Source organism: Methylorubrum populi (assembly GCA_036946625.1).
Lineage (GTDB): Bacteria > Pseudomonadota > Alphaproteobacteria > Rhizobiales > Beijerinckiaceae > Methylobacterium > Methylobacterium populi_C.
The window spans coordinates 929,584-949,911 of the sequence record JAQIIU010000002.1; the positions used below are offsets into that span (position 1 = coordinate 929,584).

At 62.2% G+C, this 20,328-nt stretch carries 21 protein-coding genes; 10 read left to right on the plus strand and 11 right to left on the minus strand.

The window, feature by feature from the left end:
• The first annotated feature begins 10 nt into the window (after positions 1 to 10).
• Both PGN25_06400 and PGN25_06405 read left to right on the plus strand, forming a co-directional pair.
• A complete protein-coding gene (locus tag PGN25_06400; protein MEH3117231.1) occupies positions 11 to 544 on the plus strand; it encodes a DUF2285 domain-containing protein in 534 nt (177 codons plus the stop codon).
• 33 nt (positions 545 to 577) lie between these two features.
• Entirely contained in the window at positions 578 to 1,885 is a 1,308-nt protein-coding gene (locus PGN25_06405; GenBank protein ID MEH3117232.1) for a recombinase family protein, read from the plus strand.
• Between the two features lie 209 nt (positions 1,886 to 2,094).
• Here PGN25_06405 and PGN25_06410 read toward each other — a convergent pair whose 3' ends face one another.
• From PGN25_06410 to PGN25_06430, 5 genes are all read right to left on the minus strand, one after another.
• A complete protein-coding gene (locus tag PGN25_06410; GenBank protein MEH3117233.1) occupies positions 2,095 to 3,057 on the minus strand; it encodes a hypothetical protein in 963 nt (320 codons plus the stop codon).
• A gap of 93 nt (positions 3,058 to 3,150) precedes the next feature.
• Positions 3,151 to 3,681: a hypothetical protein gene (locus tag PGN25_06415; protein ID MEH3117234.1), complete on the minus strand. Its 531-nt coding sequence runs from the start codon at positions 3,679 to 3,681 to the stop codon at positions 3,151 to 3,153.
• Complete coding sequence (locus PGN25_06420) at positions 3,651 to 4,073, minus strand: hypothetical protein (GenBank protein MEH3117235.1); 423 nt, start codon at positions 4,071 to 4,073, stop codon at positions 3,651 to 3,653. The genes PGN25_06415 and PGN25_06420 overlap by 31 nt, the downstream gene beginning before the upstream one ends.
• Positions 4,070 to 5,554, minus strand: coding sequence for an integrase (locus PGN25_06425; GenBank protein MEH3117236.1), 1,485 nt, complete (start codon positions 5,552 to 5,554; stop codon positions 4,070 to 4,072). Before PGN25_06425 ends, PGN25_06420 begins: the two co-directional genes overlap by 4 nt.
• 53 nt (positions 5,555 to 5,607) lie before the next feature.
• Positions 5,608 to 5,931: a homeobox domain-containing protein gene (locus tag PGN25_06430; GenBank protein MEH3117237.1), complete on the minus strand. Its 324-nt coding sequence runs from the start codon at positions 5,929 to 5,931 to the stop codon at positions 5,608 to 5,610.
• Positions 5,932 to 6,061: 130 nt separating this feature from the next.
• Between PGN25_06430 and PGN25_06435 the strand changes: the two genes are divergently transcribed.
• Genes PGN25_06435 through PGN25_06445 form a run of 3 tightly spaced genes read left to right on the plus strand, consistent with a single transcriptional unit; the run spans position 6,062 to position 9,401 of the window.
• Positions 6,062 to 7,633 (plus strand): recombinase family protein, encoded by a 1,572-nt coding sequence (locus PGN25_06435; GenBank protein MEH3117238.1) that lies wholly within the window; start codon positions 6,062 to 6,064, stop codon positions 7,631 to 7,633.
• Positions 7,630 to 8,508, plus strand: a complete 879-nt coding sequence (locus PGN25_06440) for a ParB N-terminal domain-containing protein (GenBank protein MEH3117239.1) — start codon at positions 7,630 to 7,632, stop codon at positions 8,506 to 8,508. Before PGN25_06435 ends, PGN25_06440 begins: the two co-directional genes overlap by 4 nt.
• Entirely contained in the window at positions 8,508 to 9,401 is an 894-nt protein-coding gene (locus PGN25_06445) for a ParB N-terminal domain-containing protein (protein ID MEH3117240.1), read from the plus strand. The genes PGN25_06440 and PGN25_06445 overlap by 1 nt, the downstream gene beginning before the upstream one ends.
• A 96-nt stretch (positions 9,402 to 9,497) precedes the next feature.
• Here PGN25_06445 and PGN25_06450 read toward each other — a convergent pair whose 3' ends face one another.
• The 6 genes from PGN25_06450 to PGN25_06475 form a co-directional block, all read right to left on the minus strand.
• Positions 9,498 to 12,380, minus strand: coding sequence for a type I restriction endonuclease subunit R (locus PGN25_06450; protein MEH3117241.1), 2,883 nt, complete (start codon positions 12,378 to 12,380; stop codon positions 9,498 to 9,500).
• The gene (locus PGN25_06455) at positions 12,364 to 13,056 is read right to left on the minus strand and encodes an abortive infection family protein (GenBank protein MEH3117242.1); all 693 of its coding nucleotides are present in this window, start codon (positions 13,054 to 13,056) and stop codon (positions 12,364 to 12,366) included. Before PGN25_06455 ends, PGN25_06450 begins: the two co-directional genes overlap by 17 nt.
• A gap of 14 nt (positions 13,057 to 13,070) precedes the next feature.
• Positions 13,071 to 14,306, minus strand: a complete 1,236-nt coding sequence (locus PGN25_06460; GenBank protein ID MEH3117243.1) for a restriction endonuclease subunit S — start codon at positions 14,304 to 14,306, stop codon at positions 13,071 to 13,073.
• Positions 14,303 to 15,889 carry a type I restriction-modification system subunit M gene (locus PGN25_06465; GenBank protein MEH3117244.1) on the minus strand — a complete coding sequence of 529 codons (1,587 nt, stop codon included), beginning with the start codon at positions 15,887 to 15,889 and terminating at the stop codon, positions 14,303 to 14,305. The genes PGN25_06460 and PGN25_06465 overlap by 4 nt, the downstream gene beginning before the upstream one ends.
• A 165-nt stretch (positions 15,890 to 16,054) precedes the next feature.
• A complete protein-coding gene (locus PGN25_06470; protein ID MEH3117245.1) occupies positions 16,055 to 16,378 on the minus strand; it encodes a transcriptional regulator in 324 nt (107 codons plus the stop codon).
• A 4-nt stretch (positions 16,379 to 16,382) separates the two neighbouring features.
• Positions 16,383 to 16,721 carry a type II toxin-antitoxin system RelE/ParE family toxin gene (locus PGN25_06475; protein ID MEH3117246.1) on the minus strand — a complete coding sequence of 113 codons (339 nt, stop codon included), beginning with the start codon at positions 16,719 to 16,721 and terminating at the stop codon, positions 16,383 to 16,385.
• A gap of 284 nt (positions 16,722 to 17,005) precedes the next feature.
• On the opposite strand from PGN25_06475, the gene PGN25_06480 reads away from it, so the two are divergent.
• The 5 genes from PGN25_06480 to PGN25_06500 all read left to right on the plus strand — a co-directional run bounded on the left by PGN25_06480 (position 17,006) and on the right by PGN25_06500 (position 20,319).
• Positions 17,006 to 17,674, plus strand: coding sequence for a DNA methyltransferase (locus tag PGN25_06480; protein MEH3117247.1), 669 nt, complete (start codon positions 17,006 to 17,008; stop codon positions 17,672 to 17,674).
• A gap of 274 nt (positions 17,675 to 17,948) precedes the next feature.
• A complete protein-coding gene (locus PGN25_06485) occupies positions 17,949 to 18,203 on the plus strand; it encodes a DUF6499 domain-containing protein (protein MEH3117248.1) in 255 nt (84 codons plus the stop codon).
• 100 nt (positions 18,204 to 18,303) lie between these two features.
• Positions 18,304 to 18,744 (plus strand): DUF2285 domain-containing protein, encoded by a 441-nt coding sequence (locus tag PGN25_06490; GenBank protein MEH3117249.1) that lies wholly within the window; start codon positions 18,304 to 18,306, stop codon positions 18,742 to 18,744.
• Between the two features lie 135 nt (positions 18,745 to 18,879).
• Entirely contained in the window at positions 18,880 to 19,149 is a 270-nt protein-coding gene (locus tag PGN25_06495; GenBank protein MEH3117250.1) for a helix-turn-helix domain-containing protein, read from the plus strand.
• Positions 19,150 to 20,319 (plus strand): replication initiator protein A, encoded by a 1,170-nt coding sequence (locus PGN25_06500; protein MEH3117251.1) that lies wholly within the window; start codon positions 19,150 to 19,152, stop codon positions 20,317 to 20,319.
• The last annotated feature ends 9 nt before the right edge of the window (positions 20,320 to 20,328 follow it).

The window sequence follows — 20,328 nt, forward strand, 5'->3', positions numbered from 1 at the left end:
GGAGTCCGCGATGCCGACCGACACCGCCGAGCCGATTGCGGTCAGTCTTCCCGCGCTCGATGGTCTGGAACTGCGAAAAGCTCATGATGGCTGGCACGGCATCTGGACCGCCGATGGCGTTGCGCATCAGCTCTGGCTTCCCGACGCTGACCCCGACGAAACGGCCCTGCTTGCCGTCTGTCTTCCGATCGACCGGTTCATGGACCTTCGGCTTCATGCCGTTCGCCGCTTCTGGCGGTGCGTTCGCGACCGCTCGCCCGGGCCACCGTTCGGCGTGCTGCCGGCTCAGTTGCTAAAATGGCATATCCTGTCGCTGCGCGCACTGGACGCCAAGCTGCGCGACGAGAGCTATCGCACCGTCGCTGAGGTGCTTCTCGGCTTTCGCGGGACGAAGGAGGATTTCGAGATCGATCCGCGGAAGAACCGAGCGCGCCGGCTTGTCCAGCACGGGCTAGCGATGATGCGTGGTGGGTACCGTCTGCTGCTACATTATCCCGTCAAGGGGACGGACGGTCCTGAGCGGCCGCTCACACGGGTACGGTGATCGATTTGTGCTGGAAGTGCGATCTGGCAGGAAATGGGCGACGACCCCATGCACGTCATGATGCGGCAGATCATGGCGCTGTTCGACGAGTACCAGTCGAAGGAGAACGGCAAGCACGTCATCCGGGCGTTGAAGGAGAATGCACGACAAGGCTTCTGGAACGGTTCCTTGCCGCCTATCGGCTACCGCGTCGTCGAGGCCGAGCAGCGCGGCGCGAAGATGAAGAAAAAGCTGGAGATCGACCCGCTCCATGCCGACACCGTGCGGCTGATCTTCCGGCTTGCGTTGGAGGGCGACGGCACGTCCGGCCCCATGGGCGTCAAGAACATCGTCAGCTACCTCAACAGGAGCCGCATGTTCACCCGCAGCGGCGGGCGTTGGGGCATCGGCCAGCTTCACCGCATCCTGACACGCCGCACCTATATCGGCGAACATCGGTTCAATCGCCGCTCCAAGAAGGGTGAGGTGAAGCCCGAGGAAGAAATCGTTACCGTTCCCGTGCCGCCGCTTATCGACCTCGAAACCTTCGAGGCGGTGCAGGCGCGGTTGCAGGTCAACAATCCGAAGGTAACGCCGCCGCGCGTCGTCAGCGGCCCGAATCTGCTGACCGGCATTTGCCATTGCGGCAATTGCGGAGGCGCGATGACACTGCGCACCGGCAAGAACGGCCGCTATCGCTACTATGCCTGCTCGATCCGGGCGCGGCAGGGCGAGACAGGCTGCAAGGGCCGGGCAATCCCTATGGACAAGCTCGACCGCATCGTGGTCAGCCACATCGAGGAAAGGCTGCTCGACCCCGAGCGGATCGAAGATGTGCTCGCCTCGCTTCTGGATCGCCGGCAGGAAAGCGTCGAGCGGCGCAGCCAGCACATCGCCGAATTGAACCAGCGTGCGGCCGAGGCAGACATGCGCCTCAAACGGCTCTACGACGCTATCGAAGCCGGTTCGCTAGACCCGGCCGAGTCTGCCCTTGGCGAACGCATCGCGGGCCTTACCGCGCTACGGGATCAGGCGAGGGCCGACGCCGAGAGGACCGAGGCCATGCTGAAAAGCTCGGCCCATCAGGGTCTCACAGGCGCGGCGGTGCGGGAAATGGCAAGCGAAGCCCGCACCCGGCTCCGGCTCGGAACGGGCGACTATCGGCGGGAACACGTCCGGGCTTTCGCCCAACACGTCGAGGTCGCGGACGACGCGATCTACATCAAAGGCAGCAAAAACACCCTGCTGAGGACGCTGGTAGCCACGAAAGGAGGGAAATCGGTGGGAATCGGCGTTCCCGGTTTTATACCGAAGTGGCGGAGAGGGGGGGATTCCGCCGTACGATCCAGAAATTTGTTCTGAGGCAATGACTTAGCTGATCCGCCCTGACGGCGTGTGTACCACCACAATGGCCATCGGAATGCGTCTCGGCAAGCGCTGAAGGCCCGCTCGGCGCAAGGGCCTGGGGATGATCTCGCGCGTCCCCTTGAGCGTCGGAGGATTGGGCGTTGGATCCATCGGTTCGACGCCCCGGGAACTGCTCTCGCGAGGGCGAAACGGCTTGGCTTGGATCAGGACGGCATCGTGATCGGGGTGAGGTTCGGGTCGGGCTGAACACCACGGACGGCGAGCACCCAATCGTCGAACTGCTCCTGCCCGTACTTGTTCTTCGCGAGGTTGCAGGCGAGGTGCGTGATCTGGACGTTGGCGGCGTCGTAGGAGCCGTTGGCGCTGTCGATGCGGTCGGCGGACGCCTTGAGCATCAGGTTGCTGGTGGAGGCGACCAGGGGGCCTCTGCACAGGGCGCACTTGCCTCGTTGCACGTCCAGCCAAAGCCGCAGGATCAGGGCGTTCATCTCCGCGAACGGAGGGGCGAACCGTTGCGGGTTGATCCGTACGTTCTGCTCGCCTCCCCTGCTGACCCGCTCGCAGATCAGTTGGGTCATCCGTGATGCCTCCTGCCGGATCGTCTTGTCGATCGCGGGGCTCGTGCTCTCCCTGAGGCCGATGTATGCGGCGACACCCTCCCGCAGCGTGAGCGTCAGCGGTTTGATCTCAAGCGCCATGATGGCCGCCCGTTCGCCGGGGTGGGCCTCGATGACGTTGCCGCGGTTACCGATCTCGGAGAAGGACCGGTACGACTTCGGCATCACCCTCCGCGCCTCGGGATAGGGCGGCCCCACGATGTCCGCGGCGCGGATCGCGGCCATGGCGTGGGGCCACCGGTCCCCATGATGCTCGATTGAGTTGTTCCAGCTCTCGACCGGGACGATCTTCTTCGTCTCCAGGATCTGGTTCGGCTCGATGACCACGGCCGAGAGCAGGCAGCTCCGGTGATCGGGATTTTCCGTGGAGGCCGGGCTCCTGGTGCCGACGTAGACGAGCACGTCGCGCCCGGGCACGAACTCTCTTCGAAGCCATGCCCCGACCGACGGCTTGGTGAAGGAGACGCACGGCCAGTAGTCGTTGATCGGCCCCCACTCCGACTTCAGGAACACGCGCCCGGACGGCTGCATCATGTCGGAGATCAGCATGCCTGCCTCGTGGCGAGCCTTCCAAGCGATCCTGATACATGAAGGCCGCGCCCTGCGCGGCTGATCCGTCCGCCCCTGCGGCCCCGCATCACGTCACCCCGCGGCCGAATTCCCTTCCAGCCTCCAATCGAACGCTTCCGAGAACAGCAACTCGGCATAGTCGCCGACCGGGGCATTGCCCGTCCGGATCACCCCGCGACGACGCAGCTCGGCCATCACCTCGCCGTAGGTCGTCAGCAGCTCCTTCACGGTCGCTTTGGCCATTGGACCGTTCATCGGCGCCGCATCGACGCCGACCTGGGGCATCCCGCCTATGCCATCGTCTCGCCGGCATGGGGGCTTGCCCGTGGTTTCGGTGCTGGCCTGATGGTCCGAGTTCGCCTTTGACCCGAGCAACGACGCATAGGCTCTCAAGGCGGAGCCGCAATTGCTGGCGCTCTTGTCCGCGGCTCCTGCAGCGCGCAGTCGCAGGATGAGGCTCCGTATTCCATCCGGCCCCAGCTCGCAGCTGTCCAGGTCCACCGCAAGCTTGCCCTCGACCTGCCGACAGTATGCGACGTAGCTGTCGATTGATCGGGCGCCGAGGCGCCCGATCAGGAAGCGTCTGAACTCGGCCTCGCGCATGATCGGCTACTCGGACGCCGCGGTTGGGCATCGTAGGTGCGGTTCACGTAGGCCTTCCCGACCGCCCCGAAGGCCAGCGAATGCGCGCCGATCTCGTGGCGCTCCGCCTCGTCGAGTTCCCAGGTCGTCTGTAGGAATTGGAAGGCCGGATCCCATTCTCGGGGATGGCGGTCGCGCGGGAAATCCTTCCTCATCGTCAGCGCCTTGCGACCGCCCTCCGGGTTCAGCGTCGCCAGGGCGAGCAGGATGTTGGACTTCCCGCTCTCGTTTCGGCCGACCAGCGCGGTGACGCTTCGGTCCTGGCCCCGATCGGTTTTCGAGAAGGCGAGGTTGACCTCGCCGCTGTCCCGGATGGAGCGGAACTGCCGGACACGGAACGAAAGCAACTTCAAGGCGCTGTTCCCGCGACAAGGTTGAGGCCAGGGCGTAGAAGCTGCGCCGTGCCGCTTTTGTTCCCGCGGAGACTGCGGAGATTCGATGAGGCTTCCTTCGATCGGTCGGGCCGAGGCCGGCTGGCACGACATGTCCGCCCACGTCGTGCACGTGGTTCGCGGCGCTTCTTGTCGATTTCCGGCTTGAGGGCGGTGGGCAAGAAACCTCCGTACTCCTCGCCTTCCGTCCGCGGGGCATGGCCCTGGATGGCATCTAGCTTGGCGGAGTCGAGGCCGGCACCTCGTCCGACGGTTTTGAAGCGATGCCTCCAACCATGGTTCGGCTGAACGTTCGTGTCGGTCACGCCGATGGCCCGCACCCATTCGGCAAGCTTTCCGCCGACCTTGACGTAAGGCGGGTTAGCGGCCGAGCCACGCCGCCGCGGGTCTATCTTGTAAAACAGCGGACCGGCGCCCTTAGAACGTACGAAGTCGAGGAAGCCCTGCTCGATTAGGTGACCGTGCAGGGGCACTTCCCGCTCCTCGGAAGTCTTCTGCGTGCCCGCATCAGGGGTGACCTTCATGACCCAGATGCCTTCGCTCAGGCAAACGTCCTGCTTGCGGAGCTGCGTGATCTCGTTCACCCGCGCCCCGGAATACGCGCACAGCCAGGGTACCCAACGCCGGGCATCCTTGAGCCCTTGCGAGGAGAGATCGTTCTGTGGTGCCAGCGACGCCGGCAGGATCGCGTTGGCCTCTTCTAATGAGAACCCGAGCCTGCGGACCTTCTTCTTCCTCTTGCCGACCCTGACGGTGACGCCGGCGGCAGGATTGGCGCCGATCCTGGCTAGGTCGGACGCGAACCCAAGTAGCGCCTTCGGGGCGGCCAGGTAAACGTCACGGACCGTCAGCGGGCTCACCCCCGACCCCTCGGCCAGCATCCTGTCGCGCCACCTGATCACGTCGGCCTGCGTGATGCGGCGGAGGTCGTCGACGCCGACGAAGGCGACGAACTTTTTGAGGATCGGCTCCCAGCGCTTCACGGTCGCGGGCTTGAGCTCGCTCTGGAGCTGGTACTCCCTCCATACCGGCGCGAGCCTGACCGGCCCCGCGGCCGACGTCGGCGGCGGGAAACGGCTGGCGTTGGCGTCCGGCGAGTAGTCACCTTGGGCGTTCCTCAGGAGGCTCTCGTGCGCCTGCTGGGCCGCCAGGGCCGCGGCGAAGGTGACCCGGCGGCGCTCCGCCTCCGAGACGACCATCCCATTCTTGGCGAGGAGTTCGTCGACGGCCTTGCCGTGACGCGCCCTGATGAGGGCCTCAGCCTCCGACCAGCCCGTCGCGAGCCGCAGCGCCGAGGGCTTGCGTCCCAGCCGCTGCTGGATGTCCCGCAGGCGGCGGTCGGCCTCGGCGAGGCGGCGCCAAGTGTCCGGCGGGCCCGGATCGTCCGAATGCTTCGCGACCTTGGCGCGGTAGATCTCGCCTGCCAGGGCCTGGACCTGCACCTCCGTCAGGGACTGCTGGGCCGCGCCAGACCCGGATGAGCACTATGTCTACGCTATAGCCCTCTAAATCCCTCTTCGTGACCATCTAACAGGCCGTCCAAGGTGGTGACGGCCTCGGCAAGTCGTGCCTTCGCCTCGGACACGTCGATCACTCGGAGAAGGTCGTCGCGGTCCGCGTGGCGGAGGACAAGCCGCAGCACCTGATCGGAATGGCGCATCAACGTGATGAGGCACTCGCCGCTGGGGCCGTTGCGCGCCTGGAACCAATTCTTGACGGTGCGCTCGTTGCAACCTGTGATTCGAGCGACCTCTTTCACCTTATGCGGGCGGTCGCCAAATTCGACGGCGAGCGCGGCAGCGATCTCGCGCGCGAACATCGCGGCATCAAACGTTGAATGTGACACCCTGTCATGGTGGGGCTGAAAAGTTCGCGCCTTCATGGACCAAGACATCCCCTCTTGCACGGGATACGGCTGACCCAATTGAACACAGCAGAGCTACATTCTCGTGGCAGCAGCGGAGCGGTCTGAAGGTTTTGATAGTGCGCCGCCGGCCAGGACACGGGCCGCGCGCTACGTCCGCATGTCCACCGATCATCAACGATACTCGACCGAGAACCAGGCGGACGCGATCAGCGAATATGCAGCGCGGCGTGGCTTCGACATCGTGCGGACCTATGCCGACGAGGGGCGCAGCGGCCTCAACATCGCTGGCCGCGAATCCCTGAAGTCGCTTATCGACGATGTTCGCAACGGCCGCACCGACTTTACGGCGATCCTCGTCTACGACATCAGTCGCTGGGGTCGTTTTCAGGATGCCGACGAGAGCGGCTATTACGAGTTCGTGTGCCGCGAGGCGGGCATCACCGTCCACTACTGCGCCGAGCCGTTCGAGAATGACGGAAGTCCCAGCTCGACGATCATGAAGAGCGTGCGCCGCGTCATGGCCGGGGAGTTCAGCCGCGACCTCTCCACGAAGGTTTTCGCCGGCCAATGCCGCCTCGTCACGCTGGGCTATCGTCAAGGCGGACCTGCCGGATATGGATTGCGTCGGCAACTCGTCGACGAGAAGGGGCAGCCGAAGACGAAGCTTCGAGCCGGCGAGCAGAAGAGCCTCCAGACCGATCGCGTCGTACTCGTGCCGGGGCCGGCGGAAGAAGTAGAGACGGTCCGCCGAATCTACCGCCTGTTCGTCGAGGAGCGTCGTTCCGAGCGCGAGATCGCTGTGATCCTCAACGAAGAGGGGAAGCGAACGGATCTCGGTAGACCGTGGACGCGGAGTGCCGTTCACCAGATTCTGAGCAACGAAAAATATGTCGGCAACAACGTCTACAATCGCGTCTCCTTCAAGTTGAAGAAGAAGCGGGTAGTGAACCCGCCGGACATGTGGATCAGGGGGGATGGGGCGTTCGAAGCCATCGTCGATCCATCATGGTTTCAGGCGGCCGCGCTGATTTTAGAGGAGCGCGCACGGCGCTTCTCGGACGGCGACATGCTGCGGATGCTATCCGATCTGCTGGCGTCGCGCGGCCTGCTATCAGGTCTCGTAATCGACGAGATTGATGAGATGCCCTCAGCCGCCAGCTATCGCCATCGCTTCGGCAGCCTGCTGCGTGCGTACCAGCTCGTCGGCTACGCCCCTGACCGCGACTATCGCTACATCGAGACCAATCGCCATCTCCGCCTGCTGCATCCAGAGATCGTCAGCGAGGTCACGCAAGGCATCGAGGCCACGGGCGGCGCGGTAGGGATCGATCCGGCGACTGATTTGCTGACCGTGCATGGCGAGTTGACGGTGTCGATTGTGGTCGTCCGCTGCCACGCGACACCGGCCGGCACGCTTCGGTGGAAGCTGCGCCTCGACACGGGTCTGCGGCCGGACCTTACGATCGTCGCGCGGCTGGACGCCGATAACAGGCGTCCAAAGGACTTCTACATCCTGCCCTGGATCGATGTCGGCTCGCGCGAAACCCTGAAGATGGCCGAATTAAACGGCCTGCACCTCGATGCTTACCGGGCCGACGATCTCGCCCCGCTTTACCACCTGCTGCGCCGCAGCCCAATGCCGAGGGCCGCATGACCGAAGTCGCAACCGACATCGTTTCGATCCCGCTGGCCACGATCGAGGTGCTCAATCCGCGCATCCGCAACCGTCGCATCTTCGAAGAACTTGTCGAGAGCATCCGTGCAGTCGGGCTGAAGAAGCCGATCACCGTTACGCGCAAGTCGAACGGGGATGGCTACGAACTGGTCTGTGGCCAGGGTCGCATGGAGGCTTTCATCGCCCTCGGACAGATGGAGATTCCGGCGGTTGTCATCGAGGCGTCGCGCGAAGACTGCTATGTCATGAGCCTGATCGAGAACCTCGCTCGTCGCAACCACACGCCCCTCGAACTGATCCGGGAGGTCGGGGCGATGCGTGAACGTGGCTACGATTATGCGCAGATCGCCGCGAAGATCGGGGTCAGTCCCGAATATGCGTGGTCGATCTGCTTCCTGCTCGAACGTGGCGAGGAACGGCTACTCGACGCAGTCGAGCGTGGCGTCGTACCGCACACCATTGCCGTGGAGATCGCCCGGGCAAACGACGCCGAGGTGCAACGTGCGTTGACGGAAGCTTATGAAACGAAGGCACTGCCGGGCGACCAGGTACTCGCGATCCGCCGGATCGTCGAAGAACGTAATCAGATCGGCAAGGGCGTGAAATCAATCGGCCGGCCTCAGAAGTCCACGAAGACCACGGCTGCCGCCCTCGTGCGCAGCTATCGGCGAGAGATCGATCGGCAGAAGCTGATCGTGAAGAAGGCGGCGCTGGCGCAGGGACGCCTGATTTTTATCGTCAACGCGCTGCGCCGGCTTCTGGAAGAGGAGCATTTCGTGACCCTCCTGCGTGCGGAGTCGATCGGCACGCTTCCGCAGCCCCTCGCAGAACGGATCGGCATACAGGAGGCGTGATGGCCGAACAGGTTCATATCGGGTTCGAGCGGCAGGTGCTCGTCATCCGGCTGGCCGACATCCTGCCCCTCCGCCGGCTGGCACCGAATGTCGCCCGTTCCAAACGCTATGCACGCATAGCGACGTCGATCGCGGAAGTCGGTGTCATCGAACCGCTCCCGGTCTCAAAGGCGAACGCCGAGGGAAAGCATCTGCTGCTGGATGGCCATCTTCGCTATCATGCCCTGTGCGAGCGCGGCGAGGAAAGCGTCCGCTGTGTCATCGAGGACGATGACGAGAGCTTCACCTACAACAAGCGGGTGAACCGCCTTGCGACGGTGCAGGAGCATTACATGATTGAGCGCGCGCTCGAACGCGGTGCTTCCGCCGAGAAGATCGCGCGCACACTCGGCATGGACGTGAAATCTCTGACCAAGCGGCGCACGATGCTCGACGGGATCGCTCCGGACGTGATCGACCTGCTCAAGGATCGAACCGTCAGCAAGGCGATCTTCGACGCGTTGCGAAAGATGAAGCCCCTGCGCCAATACGAGGCCGCCGACCTCATGATTCAAGCCGGCAATCTCACCACCGGCTACGCAAAGGCTTTGCTCGCCGGCACCAAGCAAGGCGATCTCGTCGCGCCGGAGAAGCCGAAGCGGCTGAATGGGCTATCGCCCGAGCAGATGGCGCGGATGGAGCGCGAGCTTGAAGTGGTCAGCCGTGATTTCAAGGCGGTGGAGCGGACGTTCGGCGACGACGTGCTCCATCTTGTCCTTGCGTCGCGGTATGTCGGGCGTTTGATGGCGAACGATAGCGTGGTTGCGTACCTTGAGAAGCGGCACTGTGACATGCTGGTCGAGCTTCGAAGCATCGTGGCCGCCACATCGCTGGAACAAGGTACGGCGGCTTAGGGCGGGCACGTGAAATGGCGGCAATCGATGGCTTTTGCGTAGCCACGCGGGCAATACCGGGAAAGCGGCGGTAGGCTACGCCACTCTCCATAGCAACTATACTTCGCCCATGTCATCCTCAAACGTGCGGATAAAGCCAATCAGCCGCTCCAGAATCCGATTGACCACTTTCCGTCGCTCAAGAATTTTCGGCTGCACCTTTAGCGCTGCAACGACATCATCACGTAAAGGATTCTGACCACTGAAATTGAAGTGATCGACCAGCTTGTCAAATTTCGCCCGGTCCAGCCCCTCTTCCGCACATATGGCAGTTAGTGTGACTTCCTTCTCCTGATCCCAATATGCCTTGAACGCCCCCCCAACATCATCGCCGGGCTTAAGCTTCGGCATGTTCTGATGAATGAACTTCTCGATCAGATCGCGCTTGCTTCGAAGCTGCGCGTCGGACGCCACCATGTCCATGATATCGGCAACGCGCTTCTCCGGAGCTTGGACCGGGCTGGCGTCCGCGCTCTCGTCGGCCTTGATCTCGCGGAGCAGGTTTAGAATGTAGGCGACGTTGATGCGATCCGTTCGGACCAGCTCGATCTCGAAATCGACGTCGTTGACGATCGAAGCCGTTCCCTCTTCGCGAGATTTGCGCGTCGATTCGTAGATATCGAGATACTTGCTCTTAAAGTCATCGAACGTCTGATTGTCGAGCTTGAGCTGTCCCCAGTCGAACTCGGCAAAGACACTCAGTATATTGCGCAGCCGTGCCAACTCTCGGAAGGTACGGACGAACGCCAGTTTGGCATTTTCATCTTGCAGCGTGTCGACGGCATCAACCGTCGGCGTCAGGGCGCGTAGCATCGCCGCTGCCTCATTGAACCGCGCGACGTAGCTTTCGTAGGGATCGATCAGGATCGTCTCGTTCGCACCCTTGTCGGCGAACAAGGCGATCGCCTCGTCCGTGGCATTTTTCAGATTGCGGAATGCGACGATATTTCCCTGCGACTTGACCTCGTTGAGAATGCGGTTGGTGCGGGAATAGGCTTGGATCAGGCCATGCTGTTTGAGGTTCTTGTCGACGTACAGCGTGTTGACCTTCTTCGCGTCGAAGCCCGTGAGGAACATCGCCACGACGAGCAGGATGTCCACCCGGTCGGCATCCTTGGCGTTTTCCCGTTCGCGTTCCTTGATCCGTTTCGCGATGTCCTTGTAGTAGCTGTAGAAGCTCAGGCTGTCCTTCGTAGAGAAAGCGGTGCCGTACATCGCGTTATAATCGGCGATGAAGCGATCCAGCTTGTCGCGACTATGTGCGTTGACCGGCGTGTCGCGGGCGATGTCGAATTCCGGCTCGCTGATGAGGCCGTTGGCGTCCCTGTCGTCCTCGTTGGTGCCGTAGGTGAAGATGGTCGCCACGCGCAGGTCGTGCAGACCGGCCGCTTTCTTGCGCGCGAAAGCCTCGTAATACTGGATCAGCGCGTCGACACTTCCGACAGCCATGATCGCTGTGAAGTCGCGGCTATGCGTCTTCCGCCCGTGATTGGCGATGATCCAATCCACGACGCTTTCGATCCGGTCCGGGTTCTCGAAAAACTCCCGCGTGTCGATCCCGGCGACCTTTTCGTCGATCAGGCTGCCGTCACGCCTGCGCAGCTTGCCCCAGTATTCGACCGAGAAGCGCAACACGTTCTGGTCCCGGATCGCGTCGGTGATGACATAGCGGTGCAGGCATTCGCCGAACAAATCCTTGGTCGTTCGCGCGATGGCTTCGCTCTTGTTGGCATTATCCTTGAAGATGGGCGTGCCGGTGAAGCCGAACATCTGGTAGTTCGTGAAAAAGCTGGTGATGCGCTTGTGCGTGTCGCCGAACTGAGACCGGTGGCATTCGTCGAAGATGAAGACGATCCGCCTGCCCTTCAACGGCTCCATCTGGTCGAGGAACTGCTGCTTGGAAATCGCGGCGTTCAGCTTCTGGATGGTCGTCACGATCAATCGCGTTGGATCGGTAAACTGACGGACCAGCTTGTGAGTGTTGTGCGTTCCATCGACGCTGCCGTCGCTGTAGGCGTTGAACTCGCGCGTCGTCTGGTAGTCGAGGTCGGCGCGGTCCACAACGAACACGACCTTGTCGACCTCCGGCATTTCCGTGAGGATTTGTGACGCCTTGAAGCTGGTAAGCGTCTTCCCAGACCCGGTGGTATGCCAGATGTAGCCGCCGTGGACGCTATTCTTCACCCGGTCCACCAGCGCCTCGACGGCATAAAACTGATAAGGCCGCAGCACCATCAGCTGCCGGTCGCCCTCGTGCAGAACCGTATATTTCGCGATCATCTTCGACACATGACATTTGTCAAGGAAGGCGTCGGCGAAATCCGCGAGCGGGTTGATCGCGACGTTGTTCACGTCGCTCCAGGTGAACGTCTGCTTGAAGCTCTGCTTTCGGTTGTTCGCGTAATAGCGGGTATCGACCCCGTTCGAGATTACGAAAAGCTGCACATACTGGAACAGCCCGCGCCCGGCGGTATAGCTGTGCCGGTGGTAACGGTTGACCTGATTGAACGCTTCCTTGATCTCCAGACCGCGCCGCTTCAACTCGATCTGGATCAGGGGCAAACCGTTGACCAGCAGGGTTACGTCATAGCGGTTCTGGTACGAACCCTCCTGCGCGATCTGGCTCGCGACCTGATAGCGGTTGTGACACCATTCGCGGGTGTTCATGAATTCGATGTAGAGCCGTGTACCGTCCTCGCGGGTCAGATCGTAGCGGTCGCGCAGCGTCTTCGCTCGCTCGAACACGTTGCCCCGGTCGAGGTGGTTTAGCACCCGTGCAAATTCCGCGTCGGTCAGCGTGACGGCGTTATGCACTTCCAGTTCGGCCTTGAGGTTGGCCAGCAACGTCGCTTCGTCCGCAATCACGACACGCGACCATCCACGCGCGACCAGCCGGTCGATCAGATCGCTTTCAAGCTGGGCTTCAGTCTGCGTCGCCATTGCCACCCCCTTCGGCGAGAGTGCCGGCGTCGCGTTCCGCGTTCAATGCCTCCTGCTCATCCGCATAATCCTTCAACTGAATGACGTAATCCTCCGGATACTGGGCGTGTAAGGCGCGACTATAGCTAAGCTTGCCGGGAAGATCAGTATTCGCATCGAGGTATGTATTGAATGCTTCGTTGTCATCATAGGGCGGAACGAACGCTCGCTCAGGCTGCAACGCAAAGAAGCTGCCCAGCATGTAGCGGGCGATCGCCTCTGTCAGGTTCAGCACCAGCCGCGCAAGGCTGCGGTCGCTCTGCAATTCCTTTGGCACCGCGCGACCGTGGCTGATATCACCACGCTGGTTGCGCAATTCCCCAATGATCTGGACCAAACTCCCAGCCCGGCGTGGGAAATCGATCTCGATTATGTCATCACCGGCAGCAAGGCATTTGAGCGCATCACGCACCTGGGACTGCACGGAGGAGTTCGCGAATGCCTTCGCATCCTCTGGAGGATTGAGTCGATTGACGATCGTCTTAGAAATTCCCTGAAACAGCGCCGTGCAGCACTCGATTGTGATATCAGGATGTAAAACTTCGTTCGCTTCTGCTTCGTCGATATGCTTGATATAATAACGAAATTCGCTATTTTCCTCGCTGTGGCGTTCAATCAGTTCACGAAGTGTTTGCATCCTATTCAAACCCTTCAAACGAACATCTGCTGCAATAGGCCCTTTTTGAAAGTCTCCATTTGAGCAACCTTTGCTGAAGCCGCAGCAATTTTGTCATCAATGGCACCAAGGAAAGCAGCCACTTTCCGCTGTTCGTCGAGATGGGGCAGGCATATCTTCAACTTGGACAGGTTGGGCCTCGATATACCCAATACCGAGATGCCTTGAGCAATCCGCATAATCTGTTCACGCAGCGCTTGGCTTTGAAATAGATAGGCAGAGAATCCTAAAGCAAGAACACCTGCCTTTGGGCGAGCGATATAGGTGTGAAGTCCAGCAACCAATGACATGGGCGCGACTTCAATTACCTCAACAGCCTTTCCTATATCAGCATAATCTTCAGATGCGTCGACGATAATCACGTCGCCGGGTTTGCAAAATGCGTCTTTCCGAATATTCGAAGGAAGCGCGTCGTTTTTGATAAATGGGACAGACTCGGCACTTTGCCGAAAGCGGGCGGAAAACTTTCCGTGGATGTCGCCATAGTGGATGTTCTGAACTTCACCCTTCTCGTAGGTCAGCATTTCGCGCGACAGGCTGTTTGTCGCCACCCAATCGAAAACCGAGCCAAGTTCACAAGCGGTCCAATCCGGAAAGGCGGTGGCATCGTCGCGGGTGAAACGGAGGGATCGGTCGAAGAGGCGCTGCATAACGCCCTTCTTATATCGAGCAAGGGCAACACGCTGCCGATGCAACAATTTGATACGCTCATCCACCAAACCAAGAAAATGGGCGATTTTGCGCTGTTCGGCCGCCATGGGAAGTACCATCGGCACCCTAGCAAAATCTCGCGCGTATAGTCTAAGCCGGTCGCTAGTCAGACCATAAGAATACGCCCAGAGCAGATATACGGAACGCTTGCGCTTGAACCAGTGATCGAAGAATGCAGTAACCGTATCGGGCTTCGGCTGGAGCACGACATAGGCGGGACTGACCATGCAGTCCTCGGGTGCGCGACCCACAGCACCCTGCCACATCCGCATCATGTTATAGACGTGATCGTCCTTGAAGACCCGGAGATTGGCCTCATCCGGCGCGTTGCTTGCGAACTCTCGTTCCAGCGAGTCACGGCGTACCATTCCTTGGTCCATCGTGACCGAGTAAAGCGGCAGACCTTCTATCGCGCGCTGGCGACGGCTCCTGAACGCATCGTCTCCATGCCTGGGCTGCCAAGCATCTTTAAATTCAGGAAAGCGCAGGCTCGGCGTCACAACGGGGCCTCGATGCCCAATTCCTTGCAGAAACCGGCAATCAGCTGGTCCACATCGGCCATGCCTTCATTGATCGTCTTCAACTCCGTCAACACCGCGTCCAGATTGACGGGAGCCTCTTCTTCGAACGTATCGACGTAACGGGGAATATTGAGATTCCAGTCGTTCTCCTCGATTTCGCCCATCGTCGCGACATGGCTGTAACGGTCGATCGCCGTCCGGTCGCGATAGGTGGAGATAATCCTTTCCACGTCACCGTCACGCAGGGTGTTCTGGTTCTTTTCCTTCTTGAAGTTTTCAGGGCCGCTTGCGTCGATGAACAGGATATCGTCCGGGTTCTCGCGGCACTTCTTGAACACCATGATGCAGGTCGGAATCGCGGTGCCATAAAATATGTTCGCGGGCAGGCCAATGACGGCATCCAGCCAGTTGCGCTCCGCAATCAGGATCTTGCGGATTGCCCCCTCGCTTCCGCCCCTGAACAATGCGCCGTGCGGAAGGATGACCGCCATCGTGCCATTATCTGCCAGATGATGCAGCATGTGCAGGACGAAGGCGTAGTCAGCCTTCGAGGAGGGCGGCAATCTGCCGAACGTGCTGAACCGGTCGTCGGTGGTGAAGCTGGGGTCCGCGCTCCAGTCCGCCGAAAATGGCGGATTGGCCACGACAGCCTCGAACTGCCGCCCCTCATGTTCGTCGCGCCTTAGGGTATCTTCCTGCTTCAGGTTGAATTGCCGGTAGTTCACCCCGTGCAAGATCATGTTCATGCGCGCGAGATTGTAGGTCGTGCGGTTCAGTTCCTGCCCGAAAAAACCCTTCGCAATGTTACGGATGCCTATCTCGCGCGCCACGCGCAGCAACAGGGAACCAGACCCGCACGTCGGATCGTACACGCTGTCGAGCCGCGTCTTGCCGTTGGTGACGATGCGGGCAAGGATGGTCGATACCTGTTGCGGGGTATAGAACTCTCCCGCCTTCTTGCCCGCGCCGCTGGCGAACTGGGCAATGAGATACTCATAGGCATCGCCCAGCACGTCGCTTTCGGCGTTGTTGAGCTGGAAATCGATCCTGTTCTTGTCGCTAAGGCGCCCCATGACCTTTGCGACGAGTTCGTTGCGGTCGGCCACGGTGCGGCCAAGCTTGGTCGAACCGAGATCCATATCCTCGAACAGGTGGTCGAAATCCTCCTCGCTCTCCGTCCCCATCGTAGACTTCTGGATGTTGGTGAGGATGCGGCTAAGATCGTCGAGGATGAAGTTGTTGCCCTTCTGCGCGCCCTTTGCCGCAACCGCCTCGAACAGTTCGGACGGACGCAGGAAATAGCCCAGCTCCTCCACCGCCTCCGCGCGGATAGCATCAAGATACTCCTCCCCCTCGTCGGTGCCTTCCCGAAGATCGCCGTAGGTGATGCCGTCTGCTGCCAGAATATCGTTGGCGTACATGTGCATCCGCTCGGACAGGTAGCGGAAGAAGATGAAGCCGAGGATGTAGTCCCGGAATTCGTCGGCATCCATCTTACCGCGCAGGTCGTTCGCAATCTTCCACAACGCATCCCGCAGTAGCCGTTTCTGCTCCTCAGTCATGCGTCGGTCGTATCCCTTTGGTCGGTTCGCCACCCTCTATCGGCGATCGGCGAGAGGCGCACGCCCTTTCCGTGCTCGCGGACAGGAAAGGCGTCGAAACAAGAGGATGTGCTGCTGCGATCCAGCGACCGTAGCGTCATTCTCGGCATGGACTGCCCTTGCATGTCACGCTGCCTCGACCGCATGCGCTTCGATCGAGACGCCGAGACGCTTACGCACGGCGCCGAAAATCGCAGCAAGATTGTCCATGCTGGGATTGCCTTTCTCCGACAGCATCCGGTGAAGGCTCTTGCTTGGCTTTCTCGTCTCCTCCGCGAGCGCCTCGAACCCAACCGACGCATTGACGAGATCGCGCAGGATCAGGCGCGCCGTGTGTGGCTCACCGTTTAAGAACAGCGTCGCCGCTTCGTCGAGTAGCGCCTTCGAGAAAGCGGGATCGCGCGCCATGCGTTCCTTTACCGTTTCCCTGAACTCGCGTGTCAGCGTCATCGCATCACCTCTTCGCTTTCCTGGCCGCCGCCTTGCGCGCTTTGTATTCCGCGAGCAGCACCTGCGCCCGCTCGATGTCCGCCTGCTGCCGCTTCTTTGTCCCGCCCGCGAACAGGACGATCAGCGCATCGCCGTCCTGCGCGAGATAGATGCGGTAGCCCGGTCCCCAGTCGATCCGGTACTCGCCGAGACCACCACCGATCCATTTAACGTTCGACGTGTTGCCCGCCTCCAGCCGGATAGTCGCAGTCGTCACCTTTGCGGCAGCAAGCGCGTCAAGATCGTCAAACCACAGCCTGAACGGGCTGCTACCGTCCTCCCGGGTGTATTCCTCGACGATCATAACAGCCACTTGAGTAACATATAGGTTACCGTCCGTCTAGCGACGGGCTGCCGTTCGGCAGGGCCACTAGGGGCGCTGCCCCACGCGCGGGTCAAGGGATCGCTGTCGCTCGTCCGGGCCGGTATCCCCGGCCTTCCTCCACGTCGTTCCTCCGTTCCGTGCAGGCCGGGCGATCCCCCTCCGGCCCGGACGCCCTTGCCCCTTGCTACCCCCGCTCTCGCCGAGGGGCAGGAGGTCAGACGCGGCGCTGCGCTGCGCTGACCTCCAGACCGAAGGACAAGGCCATGACCGACACCGCCCAGGCTCCCCGCAACATGATCTTCAACGGCGATTGCATCGACGTAATGCAGGTGTTCGATACCGGCAACATCGACTTCATCCTGACCGATCCGCCCTACGTCACCCACTACCGCGACCGGCAGGGACGCAGCGTGAAGAACGACGACAACGGGCGCTGGCTCAAGCCGGCGTTCGCGGAGATGCACCGGGTGCTCAAGGACGGCGGCTTCGCGGTCAGCTTCTACGGCTGGAACAAGGTGGACCTGTTCATGGAGGCATGGCGCGGGGCGGGCTTCCGCATCGTCGGGCATCTGGTGTTCCGCAAGCGGTATGCGTCGTCGTCGCGGTTCCTGCGCTACGAACACGAGCAGGCGTATCTTCTCGCCAAGGGCAATCCCCGGATGCCGGCGCGCGTCATCCCCGACGTGATCGACTTCCCTTACAGCGGCAACCGGCTACACCCGACGCAGAAGCCGGTCGAGGCGTTGCGCCCGCTGGTAGAGGCGTTCAGCCGGCCGGGGGAACTGGTGCTGGACCCGTTCAGCGGTTCGGGATCGACGCTGGTGGCGGCGCAGGCGCTGGGGCGCGATTGGGTCGGCATCGAACTGGACAACGGCCACTATCACACCGCGACCAGCCGGCTGGCGGAGGCGCACCGCAGGGCAGCCGCATAGGCTGCCCCACCATCGCGAGCATCGCCCGCCGACCACCTGCCGGCGGGCGGCCATGCCTCCCACAGGTCGGCATGGCCGCGTATGGCGCGCTCGCCGGGCTGCGCCCGGCTCGCCAAGACTTGATTAAATACATCCGATATGGAAGAAGTTGTTTACCAATATCGATCGCGCAACGCGATCTACATATCTGCAAATACCATCTGCAAACTTCAATCGAACTAATCGACGCTTCCTCTTTCCAGCGATGCTGCGCTGGCAGGAAAGAGGGGACGCCATGCCGAATACCGATTGGCGCACGCCGGCTACCTACGCCCATGCTCGAAACATCTCGACCGCCGGCTTCGCGTGGGAATTCCTCCGCCGCGATCCCGACTATCGCCGCGACTTCCGGCACGTGAAGGCGTCGCCGCGCGGGGCGGTCGAGGTGCAGGCGGCGTTCACCGACCGATGGGGGTTGCGATTTCCCAGCGGACCCGGACCGGCCTGCCGACGAAGCACCCCCGTTCTGGTCGCCCTGGCTGCTGCCTGACGCCTTCGAGCTGCGACGCGCGGTTCTACCACCGGACGATCCGGCCGCCGCTTTACCGATCCGCCTCTCCGAACTGTCCGGCCTCGACGTGCGCCTATCCGTGGACGGAACGTGGCACGGCGTATGGCGCACGATCGGCGCCGCCCATCGCTTCCACCTTGCTATCCCGCCGCCAAGCGACGCCGCAACCTACGTCGTCGTCCTGCCGCTGGACCGGTTGCTCGAACTGCGCGCCGACGCCGTCGTGCGTTTCTGGCTCGCCCTGCAAGGTCGCCCACCCGGCGACCGGCGGCACGACCTGCCGGCGCAGACCCGCGCCCGCCTAATCCTCGTCCTCCGGGCTTTGGACGGCCGGCTGACCGGCGCCAGCTACCGCGACATCGCGAAGGTGCTGCTCGGCTTTCGCGGCGGCAAGGCCGATTGGGACAGCGATCCGCGCAAGAACCAGGCCCGCCGCCTCGTCGCCGATGGGCTGCGCATCATGCGGGGCGGTTATCGCGACCTGCTCGTCTATCCGGTCCGGCTGCCGCACCGCCGCTGACCGCCTCCGCGCCGGGGTGCCGGAATCGCACCCCTCCGATTCCGACACGCTGCACGCCGCCGGTTCTCCGCCACGGTTCGCCATAGCCCGCTGCCGCCCACCGGCAGCCCGCCACGCACCGCCGGAGACCCGACCATGCTCGATCCCAAGACGGGGTTGCCGCCCCGCTACCTGCGCGCGCCCGATGCCGCGCGCTTCCTCGGCATCTCGATCCGCACGCTGGAGAAGCACCGGACCTACGGCACCGGCCCGACCTATCGCAAGATCGGCGGGCGTGTCCTCTATTCGGTGGAGGATCTCCAGGCGTGGACCGCCATCGGCGCACGCAAATCCGCCTCCGAGCAGACCGCCACCCGCGTCTTTCCCGCCCGCCCGCTGACCGCGGCCGAGAAGGCGTCACTCTGAATGTCGGGCGATGTCACCCGGAGCGAACGCCGGCAGCTCGACCCATTCGTCGTTGCGATCGGCGATGCGCCCCCACGCGACCAGCGCGACCTCATGGAGCGGCCGTTCTTCTCCCTCGCCAAGGCCAAGCGCATCGCACCGATCCTCTACGAGGCCGGCGGCCAGCACGTCGAGGTCCACGCCATGCCCGAGCACGGCATGGCGACGATCTGGGACGCCGACGTGCTGATCTGGGCGGCGAGCCAGATCGTCGATGCCGCCAACCACGGCCTGCGCACCTCCCGCTTTCTGCGCTTTACACCCTACCAGATGCTGATCGCGATCGACCGCGCCACCGGCGCGCGCGAGTACCGGCTGCTGAAGGGCGCGCTTGCCCGCCTGCAATCGACCGTGATCCGCACCACCATCCGTCACGGCGAGCATTGGCGGCGGCACCAGTTCTCCTGGATCAACGAGTGGGAAGAGTTGACCACCAGTGACGGCCGCGTCGAGGGCATGGAGTTCGTCCTGCCCGACTGGTTCTACCGCGGCGTCGTCGACCGCTCGCTCGTCCTGACGATCGACCCGGCCTATTTCCGGCTGACCGGTGGCATCGAGCGCTGGCTCTACCGCGTCGCCCGCAAGCACGCCGGCCACCAGCCGCGCGGCTGGACGTTCGAGGTCGCGCACCTCCACCAGAAGTCCGGCAGCCTCGCGCGGGTCTCCGACTTCGCGCTCGACCTGCGCCGCATCGTCGGGCGCCAGCCGCTGCCCGGCTACCGGCTCGACATGGCGCGCGACGGGCGGCGCGAGCTGCTCCGCATCCGCCCGGTTTCGCCATCCACAGTGCCTGTTAACGGACCTGTGGAAACGCTCGTGACTTCGGGCGCAAACGGTATCGGGATTTCGGGCGCAGCCCTATCGGGACTTCGGGCGCACGAACCGCAGCTAAGTCTCTGGCCGCGAACGCCAAATCCCGCCCGTAACTTAGAGTCTAATATACTGACTCTAACTTGTTGTTGTGAGTCAGTGGACTGTGGAGACAACGCGTCTCCTTTTCAGTCTGCCATCGGCGGACTGATCCGTAAAGCCGCTCTTGCCTGCGAAGACGCCGCCGCTCGCCCGCCAGGACGCGCGAGCGCCGCCGTTTGCCGCCGCTGCGGCCGTCCCCGTCCATCATCGTCACGCTGAGGTGCGGCT

Excerpts from the sequence above, each read along its gene's own strand:
- PGN25_06400 (MEH3117231.1), top strand. The coding sequence starts at position 11 with ATGCCGACCGACACCGCCGAGCCGATTGCGGTCAGTCTTCCCGCGCTC.
- PGN25_06405 (MEH3117232.1), top strand. The coding sequence starts at position 578 with ATGGGCGACGACCCCATGCACGTCATGATGCGGCAGATCATGGCGCTG.
- PGN25_06410 (MEH3117233.1), bottom strand. The coding sequence starts at position 3,057 with ATGCTGATCTCCGACATGATGCAGCCGTCCGGGCGCGTGTTCCTGAAG.
- PGN25_06415 (MEH3117234.1), bottom strand. The coding sequence starts at position 3,681 with ATGCGCGAGGCCGAGTTCAGACGCTTCCTGATCGGGCGCCTCGGCGCC.
- PGN25_06430 (MEH3117237.1), bottom strand. The coding sequence starts at position 5,931 with ATGTTCGCGCGCGAGATCGCTGCCGCGCTCGCCGTCGAATTTGGCGAC.
- PGN25_06440 (MEH3117239.1), top strand. The coding sequence starts at position 7,630 with ATGACCGAAGTCGCAACCGACATCGTTTCGATCCCGCTGGCCACGATC.
- PGN25_06445 (MEH3117240.1), top strand. The coding sequence starts at position 8,508 with ATGGCCGAACAGGTTCATATCGGGTTCGAGCGGCAGGTGCTCGTCATC.
- PGN25_06450 (MEH3117241.1), bottom strand. The coding sequence starts at position 12,380 with ATGGCGACGCAGACTGAAGCCCAGCTTGAAAGCGATCTGATCGACCGG.
- PGN25_06455 (MEH3117242.1), bottom strand. The coding sequence starts at position 13,056 with ATGCAAACACTTCGTGAACTGATTGAACGCCACAGCGAGGAAAATAGC.
- PGN25_06465 (MEH3117244.1), bottom strand. The coding sequence starts at position 15,889 with ATGACTGAGGAGCAGAAACGGCTACTGCGGGATGCGTTGTGGAAGATT.
- PGN25_06470 (MEH3117245.1), bottom strand. The coding sequence starts at position 16,378 with ATGACGCTGACACGCGAGTTCAGGGAAACGGTAAAGGAACGCATGGCG.
- PGN25_06475 (MEH3117246.1), bottom strand. The coding sequence starts at position 16,721 with ATGATCGTCGAGGAATACACCCGGGAGGACGGTAGCAGCCCGTTCAGG.
- PGN25_06480 (MEH3117247.1), top strand. The coding sequence starts at position 17,006 with ATGACCGACACCGCCCAGGCTCCCCGCAACATGATCTTCAACGGCGAT.
- PGN25_06485 (MEH3117248.1), top strand. The coding sequence starts at position 17,949 with ATGCCGAATACCGATTGGCGCACGCCGGCTACCTACGCCCATGCTCGA.
- PGN25_06495 (MEH3117250.1), top strand. The coding sequence starts at position 18,880 with ATGCTCGATCCCAAGACGGGGTTGCCGCCCCGCTACCTGCGCGCGCCC.
- PGN25_06500 (MEH3117251.1), top strand. The coding sequence starts at position 19,150 with ATGTCGGGCGATGTCACCCGGAGCGAACGCCGGCAGCTCGACCCATTC.